The organism is Streptomyces sp. NBC_01689, from assembly GCF_036250675.1.
GTDB lineage: Bacteria > Actinomycetota > Actinomycetes > Streptomycetales > Streptomycetaceae > Streptomyces.
The window spans coordinates 7,656,932-7,673,539 of the sequence record NZ_CP109592.1 but is presented as its reverse complement, the minus strand read 5'-3'; the positions used below and the strand labels follow the sequence as shown (position 1 = coordinate 7,673,539).

Sequence of the window (16,608 nt, the reverse complement as noted above, 5' to 3'; positions counted from 1 at the left end):
CGGCGCCCGGAGATCCGGGCACCTGAACGGCCGTCCCGTCGCCCGCGCAGGCCGCTCACCGGGCCCGTCGCGTCCGCCTGCCGACGGAGGTCACGTGCCCTCGCCGGACGTAGGGCCCCTCGCGGCCGGGCGTGACGGGCCCGCGCGGCCGGACTCCCCGGACCACTCGAGGGCCCGGGGCCCGGACGCCCGGGACCCGTCGCGTCCCCTGAGGACCTCAGACCTCGGGGCGCCCCGTCGCCACCGCGTAGAACGCCACCGCCGCCGCCGCGCCCACGTTGAGCGAGTCGACGCCGCGCGCCATCGGGATGCGGACCCATTCGTCGGCCGCCATCAGGGCCTTGGTGGACAGACCGTCGCCCTCCGCTCCGAGCATCAGGGCGACCCGGTCCATGCGGTGCGGGGCCGCCTCGTCGAGGGAGCGGGCCTTCTCGTCCGGGGTCAGGGCGAGCAGGGTGAAGCCGGCCTCCCGGACCGACTCCAGACCGCGGGGCCAGCTGTCGAGTCGCGCGTACGGCACGGAGAAGACCGCGCCCATGGAGACCTTGACCGAGCGGCGGTACAGAGGGTCCGCGCAGTCCGGTGAGAGCAGGACCGCGTCCATGCCGAGGGCGGCGGCGGATCGGAAGATCGCCCCGATGTTGGTGTGGTCGTTGACCGACTCCATGACGACCACCCGGCGGGCGGAGCCGAGGAGTTCGTCCGCCGTCGGCAGCGGCTTGCGCTGCATGGAGGCGAGCGCGCCGCGGTGCACGTGATAGCCGGTGACCTGCTCGGCGAGCTCCGGGCTGACCGCGTAGACCGGGGCGGGCAGCTCGTCGATGACATCGCGCATGACGTCGACCCACTTGGCGGACAGGAGCATGGAACGCATCTCGTACCCGGCGTCCTTGGCCCGTCTGATGACCTTCTCGCCCTCGGCGATGAACAGTCCCTCGGCGGGTTCGCGCTTGCGGCGCAGCTCCACGTCGGTCAGGCCCGTGTAGTCGCGCAGACGCGGGTCGTCGGGGTTCTCGACGGTGATGAGATCGGCCACAGGGTGATACTGCCTTGTCCTGGGTGCGGTGCCAACGGCTGGGAAAGGGTCGGGTTACCCCGGGTTACTCGGATGCGTGCGGAGCCGGCCGTACCGGTTGTCCCGGGCCCACGTCGACGACCTCGCCGACGACGATCACGGCGGGCGGCCTCACGTCCTGCGCGACGACGGTCTCGGCGACCGTGGCCAGGGTCGCGTCGACCCGGCGCTGCGCCGCGGTCGTGCCCTCCTGGACCAGGGCGACGGGGGTGTCGGCCGGCTTGCCGTGGGCCATCAGGGTCTCGGCGATCCGGCCGATCTTGTCGACGCCCATGAGGACGACGAGCGTGCCGCGCAGTGCGGCGAGGGCCGGCCAGTCGACGAGGGAACGTTCGTCGTCGGGGGCGACATGGCCGCTCACCACGGTGAACTCATGGGCGACACCCCGATGGGTGACCGGGATGCCGGCCGCGCCGGGCACCGAGATCGAGCTGGAGATGCCGGGGACCACGGTGCAGGCGATGCCCGCCTCCGCGAGCGCCTGCGCCTCCTCCATGCCACGGCCGAAGACGAAGGGGTCGCCGCCCTTGAGCCGGACGACGGACTTGCCCTGCCGCGCGTGCTCGATCAGGGCGTCGTTGATCGCCTCCTGGGCCATGTACCGGCCGTACGGGATCTTCGCGGCGTCGATGACCTCGACATGCGGCGGGAGTTCGGCCAGCAGGTCGCGCGGGCCGAGGCGGTCGGCGATGACCACGTCGGCCTCGGCGAGCAGCCGGCGTCCGCGGACCGTGATCAGGTCGGGGTCGCCGGGGCCGCCGCCGACCAGCGCGACACCCGGGGCGCGGGTGCGGTGGTGCGGCGCCACCAGGGTCCCGTCGCGGAGTCCTTCGACCACCGCGTCGCGGATCGCGGCCGTGTGCCGGGGGTCCCGGCCCCGCGCGTCCGTCGTCAGGACCGCGACCGTCACGCCCTCGCTGTGCCCCGTCGCGGGGGTCCAGGCGGTCGCCGCGTCGGCGTCGTCGGCGCGGACGCACCAGACGCGGTGCCGCTCCGCCTCGGCGGAGGCCGCCGCGCTCGCCTCGGGATCGCTGGTCGCGATCAGGGCGTACCAGGCCTCGGCGAGGTCGCCGTCGGCGTAGCGCCGCCTGGTCCAGGTGATCTCGCCCGCGTCCGCCATCGCCTCGACGGAGGGGGTCGCCTCCGGTGACACGAGGTGGATGTCCGCCCCCGCGGCGATGAGCGCGGGCAGGCGGCGCTGGGCCACCTGGCCGCCGCCGAGGACGATCACACGGCGGCCGGCGAGGCGGAGGCCCACGGGGTAGGGGGGATGTTCGGCCATGGCGGTGCGGCTCCTCGTACGGACGGTGCGATGGGGCGCGCCGCGGCTGTGGAGCGGCCCTGACATGGGGATTTTAGGCGCCGGGACGGTGAACGGGCCGGGCAGGGTTCCTTCCCGGACCCTCCGCCTCCCGAGACCGGCCCGGGGTGCGGGCGGGTTCGTCGTGGTGGGCGGCTGCTCCGTCCACGGTGCACCCGCCCACCCCCGTCCGGCTACTTCTCGGTGACTCCCGCGGAGTCGAAGGTCGCCACCTCGTGCATGGCGCGCGCCGCGCTCTGCACCACGGGCAGGGCCAGCAGCGCCCCGGTGCCCTCGCCGAGGCGGAGGTCGAGGTCGATCAGCGGGCGCAGGCCGAGCTTGTTCAGGGCCGCCACGTGACCCGGTTCGGCGCTGCGGTGGCCCGCGATGCAGGCCGCGAGCACCTCGGGGGCGATGGCGCGGGCCACCAGGGCCGCCGCGCCGGCGCTGACGCCGTCCAGGATGACCGGCGTGCGCAGGGACGCGCCGCCCAGCAGCAGGCCGACCATGGCCGCGTGTTCGAGGCCGCCGATGGCCGCGAGGACGCCGATGGGGTCGGCCGGGTCCGGCTGGTGGAGTTCGACGGCGCGCCGTACGACCTCGGTCTTGCGGGCCAGCGTCTCGTCGTTGATGCCGGTGCCGCGGCCCGTCACCTCGGACGGGTCGGCGCCGGTGAAGACGGAGATCAGGGCGGCCGACGCGGTGGTGTTGGCGATGCCCATCTCACCGGTCAGCAGTGCCTTGTTGCCGGCCGCCACCAGGTCGCGGGCGGTCTCGATGCCCACCTCGATCGCGGCGGTGACCTCCTCGCGGGTCATCGCGGGACCGGTGGTCATGTCCGCGGTGCCCGCCCGGACCTTGCGCGGCAGCAGCCCCGGGGTCGCGGGAAGGTCGGAGGCGACACCCACGTCGATGACGCAGACCTCCGCGCCGACCTGGTTGGCGAACGCGTTGCAGACGGCGCCGCCGCCCAGGAAGTTGGCCACCATCTGAGCGGTGACCTCCTGTGGCCACGGGGTGACGCCCTGGGCGTGCACGCCGTGGTCGCCCGCGAAGATCGCGACGGCCGCGGGCTCCGGGACCGGCGGCGGGCACATCCGGGACAGGCCCGACAGCTGTGCCGAGATGATCTCCAGCATGCCGAGGGCGCCCGCGGGCTTGGTCATCCGCTTCTGCCGCTCCCAGGCCTCGCCCAGCGCCTTGGCGTCCAGCGGGCGGATGTTGGAGACGGTCTCGGCGAGCAGGTCGTGCGGCTCCTCGCCGGGCAGCGCGCGCCTGCCGTACGTCTCCTCGTGCACGACCCAGGACAGCGGACGGCGCTTGGACCAGCCCGCCTGCATGAGCTCGGGCTCCTCCGGGAACTCGTCGACGTAGCCGACGCAGAGGTACGCCACGACGTCCAGGTGCTCGGGCAGGCCGAGGGCGCGGACCATCTCCCGCTCGTCGAAGAAGCTGACCCAGCCGACGCCGAGGCCCTCGGCACGCGCCGCGAGCCACAGGTTCTGGACGGCGAGCGCGGACGAGTAGGGGGCCATCTGCGGCTGGGTGTGCCGGCCCAGGGTGTGCCGGCCGCCGCGGGTCGGGTCGGCGGTGACGACGATGTTCACCGGGGTGTCGAGGATGGCCTCGATCTTCAGTTCCTTGAACTGCTTGGCACGGCCCTTGGGCAGCGACTTGGCGTACGCCTCGCGCTGGCGGGCCGCCAGTTCGTGCATCGTGCGGCGGGTCTCGGCGGACCGGATGACGACGAAGTCCCACGGCTGGGAGTGGCCGACGGAGGGCGCGGTGTGCGCGGCCTCCAGCACCCGCAGCAGGACGTCGTGCGGGATGGGGTCGCTGCGGAAGCCGTTGCGGATGTCGCGGCGCTCGCGCATCACGCGCAGGACCGCCTCGCGTTCGGCGTCGTCGTAACCGGGGGCCGCGGGGCCGGCGGGCTCTCGTACGTCTTCCACCGCGGCCGTGCTCTCTTCCTGATCGGCGACCTGGGTGTCCAGGTCCTCCGCCTGCTGTGCGACCACGGGTTCCGGCTCGGCGTCCAGCGGCGCGGGTACGGGGGGCACCTCGGCCTCGCGGGGCGCGGGCACCGGGGCGACGGCCTCCTCCTGCGGGGCGGGAGCCTCGGGGCTCTGTCCGGTCTGTCCGGTCTGTCCGGCGAACACCGGGAACTGCTCCGGCGCGGGTTCCTCGGCCAGGTTCCACTCCCCGTCGGGCAGCGGCGGCACGGTCATGGCGTGCGGCGGGGTCGGGGCCAGGTGCGGGGTCGTCGGCACCTGGCCGTCGACGGGCACGAACCGGCCGAGCGAGTCGTCCGCCGAGGGCCGCGCGTCGGCGCCCTGGAAGTCGGCCGCACCCTGCGCCCCGGCGGGGTGGTGGTCGTCGTGCGGCGGGTCCGCCGGGTGGGAGGTGTCGCCGTGCGGCGGGTACGCGGCGCCGTGGGCCGCCTCGTCGTGCGCCGCGCCGCCCGGGAGACCGGCGGCGGCCTCGGCGAACGCGGCGTGCGCCTCGGCCGGGGGAGCGAACTGGGCGGCCTGGACCGGGAAGGCGCCGGCACCGGGCAGCGCCTGACCGTACGGGTCGTCCGCGGCCGGCGTCCGCGCCTCGGTGGCCTGGTGAACCGGCGGGTGTCCGGCGGTGTGCGGCGCCGCCTCCGCGTGACCTGCCTCCGCGCCGGCCGCCCGGACGCCCGCCGCGACGTCGGCGAACTGGACCGCCGAATCCGGGATGCGGACTCCGGCGTCGACGAACCGGACGGCGCGGTCCGGGAACCGTGCCGCCTGTTCCGCCGCGTGGGCGGCCTGTTCCACGAAGGGGACGGACGGGCCCGCGAGGCGCGGGGCCGAACCGTTGAGGTGACCGGCCGGACCGGCGAGGTGCGCGACCGGTTCGGCGGCCTCCGCGGCGGACGGGTCGATCACCTGTTCCTGGTGGGCCGACTGGTCCTGCGCGGCCGCCCGCGCCGCCTCGGCGTGGGCGGCCTGGTCCTGCGCGGCCTGGAACGCCTGCTCGGGTGCCAGGTCCTCCACGTCCGCGGGAAGCGGTGCGGGGTCGGCGCTCTGCCCGGCCCCCACGGGACCGGGGACGTGCTCGGCGGCGTCCGCCGCGGGTTCCGCCGGAGCGTCGTGGGCCGCCTCGAGGACGCCCGCCTCGAAGGCACCCGCGCCGGGGGCCTCCGGGGCCTGGAGGTCCGGCGCGACGTCCGGCGTCGGGGTGGCCGTCGCGAAGTGCTCCTCCGCCGGCCCGGCGGCGTGCTCCGCCTCCGGCGCGGCGGGAACCTGCGGGAGGACCGGGTCCCCGGCCGTCCCGTCGGTAGCGAGGGCCGAGGGGGGTCCCGCGGGGCCGGCCTGCTCGGCGGACGGGTCCACGCCGTGCGGCTCCGCTGTCCCGGGGACCTCGACGGTCTCGCCTGTCTCGCCTGTCTCGCCAGGGAGGGTCCCCTCGTACACCGGCGCCGCCTCGGACGCCGCCTCCGGTCCGGCGGTGACGCCGGCCTCGGAGTCAGCGGCCGGAACGACCGTTTCTTCGGCCGCCGGCCCGGAACCGGCGGGCGGAGCCCCCCAGGGCACCGCGCCCTGCGGCGGGATCTCGGAGAGCTGCGGCACGTCGAGGTACTCGGGCCCCGCCGTCGCGGGACCGGCGTGCCGGACCGCCGCCGCGGGGCTCATCGCGTGGGCGGGGGTGGCGAGCGGCGCGGAGGCGGGTCCGCGGTCGGCGAGCGAACGCACCGGCCCGGCCGAGACGTCGGGGGTCGGAGGGCCGAGGTGCAGCGGACGACGGGGCGTGACCGGCTGCGCGGCGGGGGCGGGAGCCGCCCCGCGGACGGCGCTGAGGTCGACCGCGCCGCTGTCCCGGCCGGCCGTCTCGTGCGGACCGGGTTCGTGGACGAGGGGCTGGGGGGCCGGCGGGCCCACCTCGTTGCCCCAGGCACCCTGGGCGCCCGGCATCAGGAGAAGGTCGTCGTCCTCGGCGTGGTTCAGGGTCTCGGAGGGGTCGAGGAAGGTGTACGCGTCCGGAGCGGGGGTGCCCGGCTGCTCCACCATGCCTGCGCTCTCCGGCAGTCCCTCGCCCGGGACCTGGCCGGTGTCGGTCATGCGTACCCCTCGCCCATCGGTTAGTGCTTCCAAGTCCTGCTCGCCCGGAACGGCGCACCGACCGCCCCACAGTGAAGAACGAGCGTGCGTGCCCAGCGGCACGAACGACCGGCCAACAAAGACGACAAAGCCATTAACTGGCATTGTCCCGGTCGTCCGACCCTCGCGACAGCTTGATCCGCGACGGCCCGCTGTGGACTGCGCCACGTTGCGCGTCCTCAGGTTCTGCCGTACCACACTCGCCTCAAAACGGGCGCGTTTTCCGGACATTGGCCTACGAAAAGCCGATCATCCGGGAGCGGTACAACGATCGGCCAGCCTACCGCGCGCGGTACGACAACAGGATCACGGGTTGCGATCGGGGAGGCGGCCGGTGAGCAGGAACGCGACGCTTCGCTCGGTCTCCGTCCAGGCCCTCGTGTCGAGTTCGACGGACTGGATGAGGGCGCACTCGACCTCGTAGCCGTGCTCGGTGAGGTTGCGGCCGACGAGTTCGGCCGCGTCACGGGTCGCCGCGTGCGTCACGATGCGGTGCGGACGGCGGTCGGCGACCGCGGAGACGACCTCCGCTCCCCCGCCCCCGACCCGCACGACGTCCGGTTCGGGGAGGTTCTCCAGGACGTGCGGGGCGTCCCCGCGCACGATCTGCATCTGTACGCCGTGACGGCGCGCGGAGTCCTCGGTGCGGGTGCAGGCCACCAGGTCGCGGTCGACCGCGATGACCGCGGCGCCGGTGCGCGCGGCCTCGGTGGCGAAGGCACCGCTGCCCGACCCGATGTCCCACACCAGGTCTCCGAGGCGCGGGCCCAGGCGGGCGAGTTGGGCCGCGCGCAGCAACTCCGTCTCTCCCTCGCCGAGGGCACCGCCGTACGTCTCGGCGGGCAGCGCCCAGCCGCGCGGTCCGGTGGCCGGGTCGCGGCCGGCGATCCACCCGCCGTCCTCGGCGGCGGCCACGAAACCGCCGATGACGATGACGACGTTGGGGTCGCGCCAGGTGTGGTCGGCGGCCTTGTCCGAGGTGAGGATCGTGACCCGCTCGCGCGAGGTGCCGAGTTCCTCGCAGATGACGAAGGTGCGGTGGACCCCTTCGAGGAGCAGACCGAGTTCGGCGGGTCCCGCACCGGGCGAGGTGAGGACGGCCACCTTGGTGTGAGCTCGGCATACGTTCACGGCACGGCGGAGGGAACGGCCGTGTGCGACCACCACATGAGCGTCGTCCCAGGGCATTCCGGCGCGCGCGAAGGCGGTGGCGACCGAGGAGACGGCGGGAACGACCTCCACCTCCAGGCCGAACTCGGGAGCGCGCAGGGTGCGGACCACGCCGAAGAAACCGGGGTCCCCGTCGGCGAGGACGACGGCGCTGCCGCGGTGGCCCGCGATACGGCGGGCGGCGAGGGCGACGCTGCCGAGCCGGATGCGTTCGGCGGCTTCGGGCACCTCGGGAAGCGTCAGATGGTGTGCCGCTCCGGCCACCAGCGTGGCCGCGCCGAGGGCGGAACGCGCCGCCGCGGTCAGGGGGGAGCCGTCCCAGCCGATCACCGTGACCCGGTCGGCCATCGTCGTCAGTCTCCAGGGGGTCTTCGCAGGTCGTCAGGGGGCAGCCCGTGAGCGGGCTCCGTGAGGGTACCTGGCGACGCCGGGTGGGGCCGCGCGCGGGTGCCGTAGGCGGGGCGGAGGGTTCCGGGGCCGGCGCGGTTTCCCTGCCGGTCGGGGTGGCCCGTGCCGTGCGGGAGGGGGTGCTTCCGGGAGCCGGGTGCGGTCGGGCGCGGGGGGCCGTGGGCGGAGGGGGCGTCGGGCGGGAGCGGTTCCCGGTCCGGTGGCGGGTCCTGGGTCGGGACGGCGGGCGGCGAGCGGAGCGCTGTGGTCGGGCGGCCCGGTTCCGCCGGGCACGAGCGCTGCGGTCGGGGAGCGCGCCCCGCGGACACGGGCGGTACCGGAGCTGGTACGCGGCGTCCCGTCCGGGCCGCGGAAGCAGTCAGGTCTCGGAGCCGGGCCGACTCCGCGATCCCCGCCGTGCCGCGCCCTGGTCCACGACGCGTCTCCGTACGAGGGTTCGTACCCAGGTCCGCGACGCGCCTCCGTACGAGGGTCCGTGCCCCGGTCCACGACGCGTCTCCGTACGGCGGTCCGCCAAGTGGTGCCGTCCCGGCGTCAGTTCCAGTCGGAGAACGACGTGAAACCGCTGGAGTCCGCCAGTTGGTCGCCGACGCCTTCGAGGTCCTCGGGGAGGAGGCTCCAGACGATGAAGTCGGTTCGGTGGTCGACCCAACGGCCGTCCTCGGTACGGCTGTGCGCTATGCACGCGTTGCGCAGCACGCCCTCGCTGATGCAGCCGATCTTCTGGGCGACCTGCTGGGAGGCGGTGTTGTCGGCCGCCGTTCGGACCTCGATGCGCTCGAACTTCTGCTCACGGAAGAGCCATTGGGCGGTGGCGAGGGACGCCTCGGAGGCGTAGCCCTCGCCGCGGGCCCAGGGGGCGATGACGTAGGAGAGTTCGGTGGAGCGGATGTGCCAGTCCGTCTTTCCCAGCTGGATGATGCCGACCAGCCGCTGGGTGAGGAACTCGGTGACGGCGAGGTCGAGTCCACGGCCGGCGGTGCGTTCGGCGGGCGCGTACTCGCTGATCCAGGTGCGGGCGCCGTCCTCGGTGAAGGGCTGCGGCACGTCGGTCCAGGCCGCGACCTGTTCGTCGTTCATCATCTCGGCCAGGGCGGGGACGTCGTCCTCGTCGAGCGCGCGCAGGACCAACCGCTCCGTGCTGATGGAGATGTCGGGGAAGGTGCTGGTCATGCGCCGCTCCGTAACCGTCGGGGACTTCGGGCCGTCGGAACCTTCGGGCCCGCTGAACTGCCCAGCATGCAGCATGAAAGCACCGAACCGCACCACGGGGTCCTCCCCCGCCGCCCGAAGGGGAACGGGGAGGGGGACCACCGGGTGCGGTCGTGGACGGCGTGCGGCGGCGCGGACCGCCGGACCGGGTCAGAACGAGGGGATGACCGAGCCCGCGTACTTGTCCTCGATGAACTTCTTGACCTCGGGCGAGGTGAGGAGCTTGGCCAGCTTCTTCACCCGCGGGTCGTTCTCGTTCCCCTTCTTGACGGCGAGGAAGTTCCCGTACGGGTTGTTCTTCGCCGACTCCAGGACGAGGGCGTCCGTGGCCGGCTTGAGGCCCGCGGATATGGCGTAGTTGCCGTTGACGACGGCGGCGTCCACGTCGTCCAGGGAACGCGGCGTCTGGGCCGCCTCGACCTCCTTGAACTTGAGGTTCTTCGGGTTCTTGGAGATGTCCTGCGGGGTCGCCTCGCTGCCGGCGCCGTCCTTGAGGGTGATGAGCCCCTTGGAGGCGAGCAGCTTCAGGGCGCGCGCCTCGTTGACGGCGTCGTTCGGGACCGCGACGGTCGCACCGCTCTTGAGGGCGTCGGCGCTCTTCACCTTGTGGGAGTACAGGCCGAGCGGCTCCAGGTGCACCGTGACGACGGGCACGATGTGGGTGCCGCGCTTCTTGTTGAAGTCGTCCAGGTAGGGCTGGTTCTGGAAGTAGTTGGCGTCCACCGAGCCGTCCTCGGTCGCCGTGTTCGGCACGATGTAGTCCTGGAACTCCTTGACCTCCAGGTCGAGGCCCGTCTTCTTCGCCAGGTTCTTCTTGACGAAGTCGAGGATCTCGGCGTGCGGGGTCGGGCTCGCGGCGACGATCAGCGGGCCGCTCGTGTCGGAGGCGGAGTCCTTCTTGTCCGAGCCGCAGGCGGAGAGGCCGAGGGTGAGGGCTCCGGCGGCGAGGACGGCAGTGGTGATCTTGGCGGTGTTACGCACGAAAAGTGCCTTTCCTGAGGGGTGGAGCGTCCCCGTGTTCGGGTGGGACGGGGAAGTCTGCGGGTGGGGGGAGGTGTTCGGTCGGCCCGGCTCAGACGGCCTTGCCGACGTCGGCGGTGGCGGCCTCAGCGGTCGCGCCGGCCTCCGGGGTCGCGGGTGCCCCGGCCTTCAGCAGCCGGAGCCGCGGCGCGGCGCCGGAGTGGCCCCCGCGCCGGTGCAGCCGGCGGGCGGCGTAGTCCCCGGCGAACTGGATGACGGAGATGACCACGGCGAGGATCGCCACGGTGATCCACATCAGCCCGGTCTCGAAACGCTGGTAGCCGTAGCGGATGGCGATGTCACCGAGGCCGCCGGCGCCGACCGTGCCCGCCATGGCGGAGTAGCCGATGAGGGCGACGACGGTGGTGGTCGCCGAGGAGATCAGCGAGGGCAGCGACTCCGGTACGAGCACCCTGCGCACGACGGTCCAGGTGTTGCCGCCCATGGACTGGACGGCCTCGACCAGCCCGCCGTCCACTTCGCGGACGGCCGTCTCCACGAGCCGCGCGAAGAAGGGAATCGCGCCGATGGCGAGCGGCACGATCGCCGCCTCGCGGCCGATCGTCGTGCCCGTGACGGTCCGCGTGAAGTTCATCAGCGCGACCATCAGGATGATGAACGGCATCGACCGCGCGATGTTCACGACCTGTCCGATGACCTTGTTCGCGGCGACGTTCTGCAGGAGTCCGCCGCGGTCGGTGAGGACGAGCAGGATGCCGAGCGGCAGCCCCCCGACGACGGCGATCAGCGTCGACCAGCCGACCATGTAGAGCGTGTCCCAACACGCTTGGGACAGCAGCGGCTGCATCTCGGACCAGGTCACTTGGCACCGTCCTTCACGAGTGCGGGCCCCTGGCCCTGGATGTCGATCTGGAGGCCCTGCTCGCGCAGGAATCCGATCGGCACCACGTTCTCGTCGTAGCGGCCGGGCAGTTCGATGCGCATCCGGCCGACCTGCTTGCCGCCGACCGTGTCCATCGCCGCGCCGAGGATCGAGATGTCGATGTTGTAGGTGCGGGAGAGCTGCGAGATGACGGGCTGGGTCGCGGCCTCACCGTGGAAGGTGACGTCGATGACCGTGCGGTCGTCGCCGGAGGCGTCGCCGCTGACCGGGAAGAGCGCGGAGGCCAGCTCGGAGCCGGGGGTCGCGAGCAGTTCGCCGACGGTGCCCGACTCGACGATGCGGCCGTTCTCCATCAGCGCGGCCGAGTCGCAGACGGTCTTGACGACGTCCATCTCGTGGGTGATGAGCAGGACGGTCAGCCCCAGCTGCCGGTTCAGGTCGCGCAGCAGCTGGAGGATGGAGCGGGTGGTCTCGGGGTCGAGAGCGCTGGTGGCCTCGTCGGAGAGCAGCACCTTGGGGTCGCCGGCCAGGGCCCGGGCGATGCCGACGCGCTGCTTCTGGCCGCCGGAGAGCTGTGCGGGGTAGACCTTCGCCTTGTCGGAGAGGCCGACCAGGTCGAGCAGTCCGAGCGCCTTGGCGGAACGCTCCCGGCCCGAGACACCGAGGATCTCCAGCGGCAGCTCGACGTTCTCCTGGACGGTGCGCGAGGACAGCAGGTTGAAGTGCTGGAAGACCATGCCGATACGGCTGCGCGCCCGCCGGAGTTCCTTGCCGGCGCGCGGACCGCGGCCGACGAGCGCGGTGAGGTCCTGTCCGGCGACGGTGACCGTGCCGGCGGTGGGGCGCTCCAGCAGGTTGACGCAGCGGATGAGCGAGGACTTGCCGGCGCCGGACTGGCCGATGACGCCGTACACCTCGCCTTCGCGGACGTGCAGATCGACGCCGTCGAGGGCGGTCACTTCACGGCCGCGCGAGCGGTAGACCTTGGTGAGGCCCGTTGTCGTGATCACAGGGGTTTCCGTCACTGTCGAGTGCGGGGCGTGGGTGTGCGCCGCCACGGGTGCATTCGGTCTGGAACGCGGCACGGTTCTCGGGACGGCGCGCGATGGCCGTGGAACCGGAGGGAACCGGGGGGAGAACGTGTGCGCGGGGCAGCCCCTGTCGCGTACGCGGTACGGACTCAGGGCGCGGTGGTCCCGCTTCGGGGCGCGGGATCAGGCGGTGGTGCGGGGGCCCTCTAGAAGGCGCACATTCGACACATACAACGAGCACCGGGCGTCATGGTCGCCTCGGTCGCAAGGGTGCGGCTGCTCGTCGTGGTCATGAGATGAAGTAAAGCAGACGGAGTGGTTCGGCCCTGAACCGCTGTCCGCATCGTGGACAGCGGTGGACACTTCTCAGCCGCGGACGGAGATCTCCACTCCCCCCTCCGTGACCAGTGCGGACAAGGCCGAGAGGTCCTTCACCACCAGGTCCGCGACCAGCTCGGACGCCGTGTGGGTTGTGGCCAACGCCACGGTGGTCATGCCGGCGGCGCGGCCCGCCTGGAGGCCGGCCGGGGCGTCCTCGAAGACGACGCAGCGGGCGGGGTCGACGCCCAGCTCACGGGCGGCGAGGAGGTAGGGCTCGGGGTCGGGCTTGCCACGGGTGACGTCGTCGGCGGAGACCAGGGTCTTGGGCCGGATGCCGACCTCGTCGAGCCGGGCCTCGGCCAGCCGCCGGGTGGCGGAGGTGACGACGGCCCAACGCTCGGCGGGCAGTGAGCCGAGGAAGGCGGCGGTTCCGGGCAGCAGCAGGACTCCGCCCGGGACGTCCTCCACCTCCAGCTGCTCGATGCGCGCGAGGGCCTCGGGAACGACGTCGGCGGGGAGCAGGTCGGCGGCTATCTCGACGGCGGGGCGGCCGTGCAGTTCGATCCGGGCGAAGTCCGCGGCGGTGATGCCGTACTCCTGAGCCCAGCGGGTCCAGCAGCGGTTCACCGACTCGAGGGACGAGACGAGGGTTCCGTCGTTGTCGAACAGCAGGGCGTCAGCGTGGATCTTCATGCCCTCGACCCTACGGGGCGGCCGGGGGCGGGGGCATCAGGCCTTTTGGCCCGTAATAGGGTCACGGCATGCTTGATGCCCTGACGGTCGCGACCGCCGTCGCCGCGCTCGCGCTCGCCGCCTGGTGCGGCTGGGCCGCCTACCGTGATCAGCCCACCAAGGACTGGCACTTCATCGGCATGGCCGTGGTGTCCCTGCTCGCCGCCGTCCAGCTGGTGATCGGTGTCGTCCAGCTGGCGCGCGGCGAGAAGGCGGAGCAGGGCACGACGATCTTCGTCGCCTATCTGCTCGGCGCCTTCGCGTGTGTACCGGCGGTGGGCTTCATGTCGCTGGCGGAGCGCACCCGCTGGGGTTCGGTCACGGTGGCGGCCGGCGGTGTGGTGCTCGCCGTCCTCGAAGTGCGCCTGTACGACATCTGGGGAGGCTGACATGACGAAGGCCGAGGTCACCGTGACCGAGGAAGAACCGACCGGACAGAAGCGGACACGGCTCATCAGCGGCCCGGGCATGCTCCTGGTGTGGCTCTACGGCGTGATGGTCGTCGGCGCCGTGTCCCGCTCGGCCGTGCAGATCTCGACGGAGTTCGACAAGGCTCCGCTCGCCTACTCGCTGTCGGCGGTCGCGGGTCTCGTCTACGGCTTCATCACGTACTCGCTCGTCCGGGGCGGTGAGACGGCCCGCAGGGCGGCGCTGGTGTGCTGCGCCGCCGAGCTCGCGGGTGTCCTGATCGTCGGTACCTGGACGCTGGTGGAGCCGTCCGCCTTCCCCGACGCCACCGTGTGGTCGGACTACGGCATGGGGTACCTGTTCATTCCGGTGCTGCTGCCGCTGTCGGCCATGTACTGGCTGCGCGGGCGCTCCGCGGGGAGCCGCTGACCCGACCGCCGGCCGACGGCCGGCGGAAGGTCCGCACCGCCGGCCGTGGGCCTCCCGGCCGCCACGGTCACGCCGTCGTCGCGGTCACGCAGCCGTCGGCGTCACGCCGTCGTCGCGTACGTCTCCGCGGGCTTCTCCAGCACGATCACGGTGACACCGTCGTCGCCCTGCGACGTGCCGACCGTCTCGTAGCCGACACTGCGGTACAGCCGCAGATTGCCGCCCGCGCGCCCGCCGGTGTGGAGCTGGATCCTCTTGGCGCCGCGCTCCCCCACGAGCGCCGCCTCGGCGGCCCGCAGGAGCCGCGCTCCGATCCCGTGGCGCTGCATGCGCGGGTGCACGATGAGCTTGTTGAGCCGGGCCGTGCCGTCGGGGTCCGCGGTCCCGCGGACCGAGGCCACCACCTCCTGGCCCAGCCGGGCCACCAGGACCGTACCGTCCGCCAGCTCCGCCCTGAGGGAGGAGAGCGGCTCCGTGAGCGGCTCGATGCCGTAGTCGCCGGACAGCTCGGCCTCGCTCTGGTAGCAGAGGTACTGCAGCTTGAGGATCTGCTCTGCGTCCTGCTCGGTCGCCGCCGAGATGGTCACGCTCATGCCCATGTGTGCATGCCTCCCGCTCACTTGTTCCACCGGTTGTTCCCCACTCCTATCCCCGCGGTCCGCGAGCCGCAACCACCGGCGTCAGCAATCGCCGCAGACATCCCAGGCATCTGGAACGTTCCGGACCGAGACTGCCTTGTGAGATACCCAACTCACCTGCGATCTCGCGGTAGGTGAGGTCCCGTGGGGAGAGCAGCGCGGCCACGAGGCGCGGACAGCGGCCGGGCAGCCGGCGCACGGCGTCGTGCAGGGCGCGGCGGGAGTCGGCGGTCAGCGCGCGCTGTTCGGGGCCGGGCCCGCCCGGATCGGCGGGTTCGGAGTCGTACGGCTGCTCCAGGCGGGCGGTGCGGCCGGCCCGGCGGGCTTCCGAGCGCACCGCGCGGCGCAGCCATCCCTGGGGATCGGCAGGCGGGCCGGCCGAGTCGAGGCGCTCCAGGAGGCGCAGCCAGACGGCCTGTTCGAGGTCGCTCTGTTCGGTCCCGGTCGCGTGCGCCTCCGCCGAGGCCTCGGCGGCCAGCAGCGGACGCAGCGCGGAAACCATCTCGTGGGTCATGTGCGGCGGGACGCGGCCGCCCCGGCGGGAGGTTGCCGGGGCGGCCGGGTGTCACCCCATCGGGGTGAGGGGGTCATCCGTTGACGAAGTCCGCGCGGGCGAGCAGCGCGGTGTCCGCGTTGTCCGAGAAGACGCCGTCGATGCCGGTGGCGAAGTAGGTCCGGAAGGCGCCGAACGCGTCGCCGTAGGCGTTCGGGTCGGTGCCCTTGCGGAAGTCGGCGGGCAGGAAGACGTTCTCGTTGCGCATCGTGTACGGGTGCAGGATCAGACCCGCGCGGTGCGCGTCGGCGACCAGGGTGGTCGGCGTGGTGAGGGCGCCGTTCGCGTCCTTGGGGATGACCAGGTCGAGCGTGGGGCCGATGCCCTGGGCGTACGAGGCGATCCACTTGAGGCCCGCGGGCTTGACGAGGTCCGCGACCGTACGGGGGTCACCGGTCGCGACGAAGTCCCAGGGACGGGTGTTCGCGGCGGAGAGCAGGACGACGAGCGGGTTGTCGACGAGCTTGTCGAGGCGCTGGATGCTGGTCGGCTCGAAGGACTGGACGATGACGGGCGAGTTCTTCCCGTCCTTGCCGTGCTTGCGCAGCACCTTGGCGAGACGCTCCTCCAGGCCCAGACCGAGCGCCCGGAAGTAGGTGGGGTGCTTGGTCTCGGGGTAGATCCAGACCTGCTTGCCGCGCTTGCGGGTCTGCTCGTCCTGCCAGTGCAGTACCTCTTCGAAGGTGGGGATCTCCCAGCGGCCGTTGTAGAGGGTGTTGTCCGGACGGTTGGCCGGGATGCGCTCGACGGCCCGCAGGGTCTTCAGCTCGGCGAGCGTGAAGTCCTCCGTGAACCAGCCGCTGGTGGGGACGCCGTCGAGGGTCTTGGTGGTCCTGCGGTCGGCGAACTCCGGGTGCGCCGACACGTCGGTCGTGCCGCCGATCTCGGGCTCGTGCCGGCAGACGAGGTGACCGTCCTTGGTGGGGACCAGGTCGCCCGCCTCGACGATGTCGGCCCCCATGTCGAGGGCCAGCTGATAGGAGCCGAAGGTGTGTTCGGGCCGGTAGCCGCTGGCTCCGCGGTGTCCGATCACGGTCGGCTTCGGCAGACCGCGGAACCCGCCGCCCTGGCCCCCGCCGTGCCGCTCGTCGGCCCGCGCCGTGCCGGACAGTCCGAGGACCGCTCCGCCCGCGCCGAGCACGGCGGCCCCGAGCAGTGCCCGCCGGGCCGTGCCCCGGTCCTGCCCGTTCGGCTCCTGCGACTCCCGCGACTCCTGCGTCCCCATGTGCGCTCCTCCGCTACCCGGCCTGCACCTGTCAAAGCGGGTCGATCGTAGGGGCCCTTGTGTGACGGGAGGGAGGCTCGCGGCGGAACACCTGGGCTCCGCCCGATGTCGTACG

General features: G+C 72.9%; 14 protein-coding genes. 2 read left to right on the top strand and 12 right to left on the bottom strand.

Annotated elements, in window-relative coordinates; genetic code table 11:
• Positions 1–217 precede the first annotated feature (217 nt).
• The 9 genes from OG776_RS32830 to OG776_RS32790 all read right to left on the bottom strand — a co-directional run bounded on the left by OG776_RS32830 (position 218) and on the right by OG776_RS32790 (position 13,201).
• A complete protein-coding gene (locus OG776_RS32830) occupies positions 218–1,036 on the bottom strand; it encodes a TrmH family RNA methyltransferase (RefSeq protein ID WP_148007774.1) in 819 nt (272 codons plus the stop codon).
• Positions 1,037–1,100: 64 nt separating this feature from the next.
• Complete coding sequence (gene cobA / locus OG776_RS32825) at positions 1,101–2,357, bottom strand: uroporphyrinogen-III C-methyltransferase (protein WP_329322979.1); 1,257 nt, start codon at positions 2,355–2,357, stop codon at positions 1,101–1,103.
• 212 nt (positions 2,358–2,569) lie between these two features.
• Entirely contained in the window at positions 2,570–6,463 is a 3,894-nt protein-coding gene (cobT, locus tag OG776_RS32820) for a nicotinate-nucleotide--dimethylbenzimidazole phosphoribosyltransferase (protein WP_329322978.1), read from the bottom strand.
• A gap of 345 nt (positions 6,464–6,808) precedes the next feature.
• Positions 6,809–8,020 (bottom strand): precorrin-6y C5,15-methyltransferase (decarboxylating) subunit CbiE, encoded by a 1,212-nt coding sequence (gene cbiE / locus OG776_RS32815; protein ID WP_329322977.1) that lies wholly within the window; start codon positions 8,018–8,020, stop codon positions 6,809–6,811.
• A gap of 594 nt (positions 8,021–8,614) precedes the next feature.
• Positions 8,615–9,253 carry a GNAT family N-acetyltransferase gene (locus OG776_RS32810; protein WP_148007771.1) on the bottom strand — a complete coding sequence of 213 codons (639 nt, stop codon included), beginning with the start codon at positions 9,251–9,253 and terminating at the stop codon, positions 8,615–8,617.
• Between the two features lie 189 nt (positions 9,254–9,442).
• Complete coding sequence (locus OG776_RS32805; protein WP_148007770.1) at positions 9,443–10,273, bottom strand: MetQ/NlpA family ABC transporter substrate-binding protein; 831 nt, start codon at positions 10,271–10,273, stop codon at positions 9,443–9,445.
• A gap of 91 nt (positions 10,274–10,364) precedes the next feature.
• The gene (locus OG776_RS32800; protein ID WP_329322975.1) at positions 10,365–11,135 is read right to left on the bottom strand and encodes a methionine ABC transporter permease; all 771 of its coding nucleotides are present in this window, start codon (positions 11,133–11,135) and stop codon (positions 10,365–10,367) included.
• The gene (locus OG776_RS32795; RefSeq protein ID WP_148007768.1) at positions 11,132–12,166 is read right to left on the bottom strand and encodes a methionine ABC transporter ATP-binding protein; all 1,035 of its coding nucleotides are present in this window, start codon (positions 12,164–12,166) and stop codon (positions 11,132–11,134) included. Before OG776_RS32795 ends, OG776_RS32800 begins: the two co-directional genes overlap by 4 nt.
• Before the next feature lie 387 nt (positions 12,167–12,553).
• Entirely contained in the window at positions 12,554–13,201 is a 648-nt protein-coding gene (locus tag OG776_RS32790) for an HAD family hydrolase (protein ID WP_148007767.1), read from the bottom strand.
• 68 nt (positions 13,202–13,269) lie between these two features.
• Between OG776_RS32790 and OG776_RS32785 the strand changes: the two genes are divergently transcribed.
• Together OG776_RS32785 and OG776_RS32780 are read left to right on the top strand one after the other, a co-directional pair.
• Positions 13,270–13,629, top strand: coding sequence for a hypothetical protein (locus tag OG776_RS32785; protein ID WP_148007766.1), 360 nt, complete (start codon positions 13,270–13,272; stop codon positions 13,627–13,629).
• 1 nt (position 13,630) lies between these two features.
• Positions 13,631–14,077: a hypothetical protein gene (locus OG776_RS32780; protein WP_148007765.1), complete on the top strand. Its 447-nt coding sequence runs from the start codon at positions 13,631–13,633 to the stop codon at positions 14,075–14,077.
• A 101-nt stretch (positions 14,078–14,178) separates the two neighbouring features.
• Here the strand turns inward: OG776_RS32780 and OG776_RS32775 are convergent, their stop codons facing one another.
• From OG776_RS32775 to OG776_RS32765, 3 genes are all read right to left on the bottom strand, one after another.
• Positions 14,179–14,676, bottom strand: a complete 498-nt coding sequence (locus tag OG776_RS32775; RefSeq protein WP_148007764.1) for a GNAT family N-acetyltransferase — start codon at positions 14,674–14,676, stop codon at positions 14,179–14,181.
• A gap of 46 nt (positions 14,677–14,722) precedes the next feature.
• Positions 14,723–15,229 (bottom strand): RNA polymerase sigma factor, encoded by a 507-nt coding sequence (locus OG776_RS32770; RefSeq protein ID WP_329322974.1) that lies wholly within the window; start codon positions 15,227–15,229, stop codon positions 14,723–14,725.
• Positions 15,230–15,302: 73 nt separating this feature from the next.
• Positions 15,303–16,493, bottom strand: coding sequence for a glycerophosphodiester phosphodiesterase (locus tag OG776_RS32765; RefSeq protein WP_329322973.1), 1,191 nt, complete (start codon positions 16,491–16,493; stop codon positions 15,303–15,305).
• Positions 16,494–16,608 lie beyond the last annotated feature (115 nt).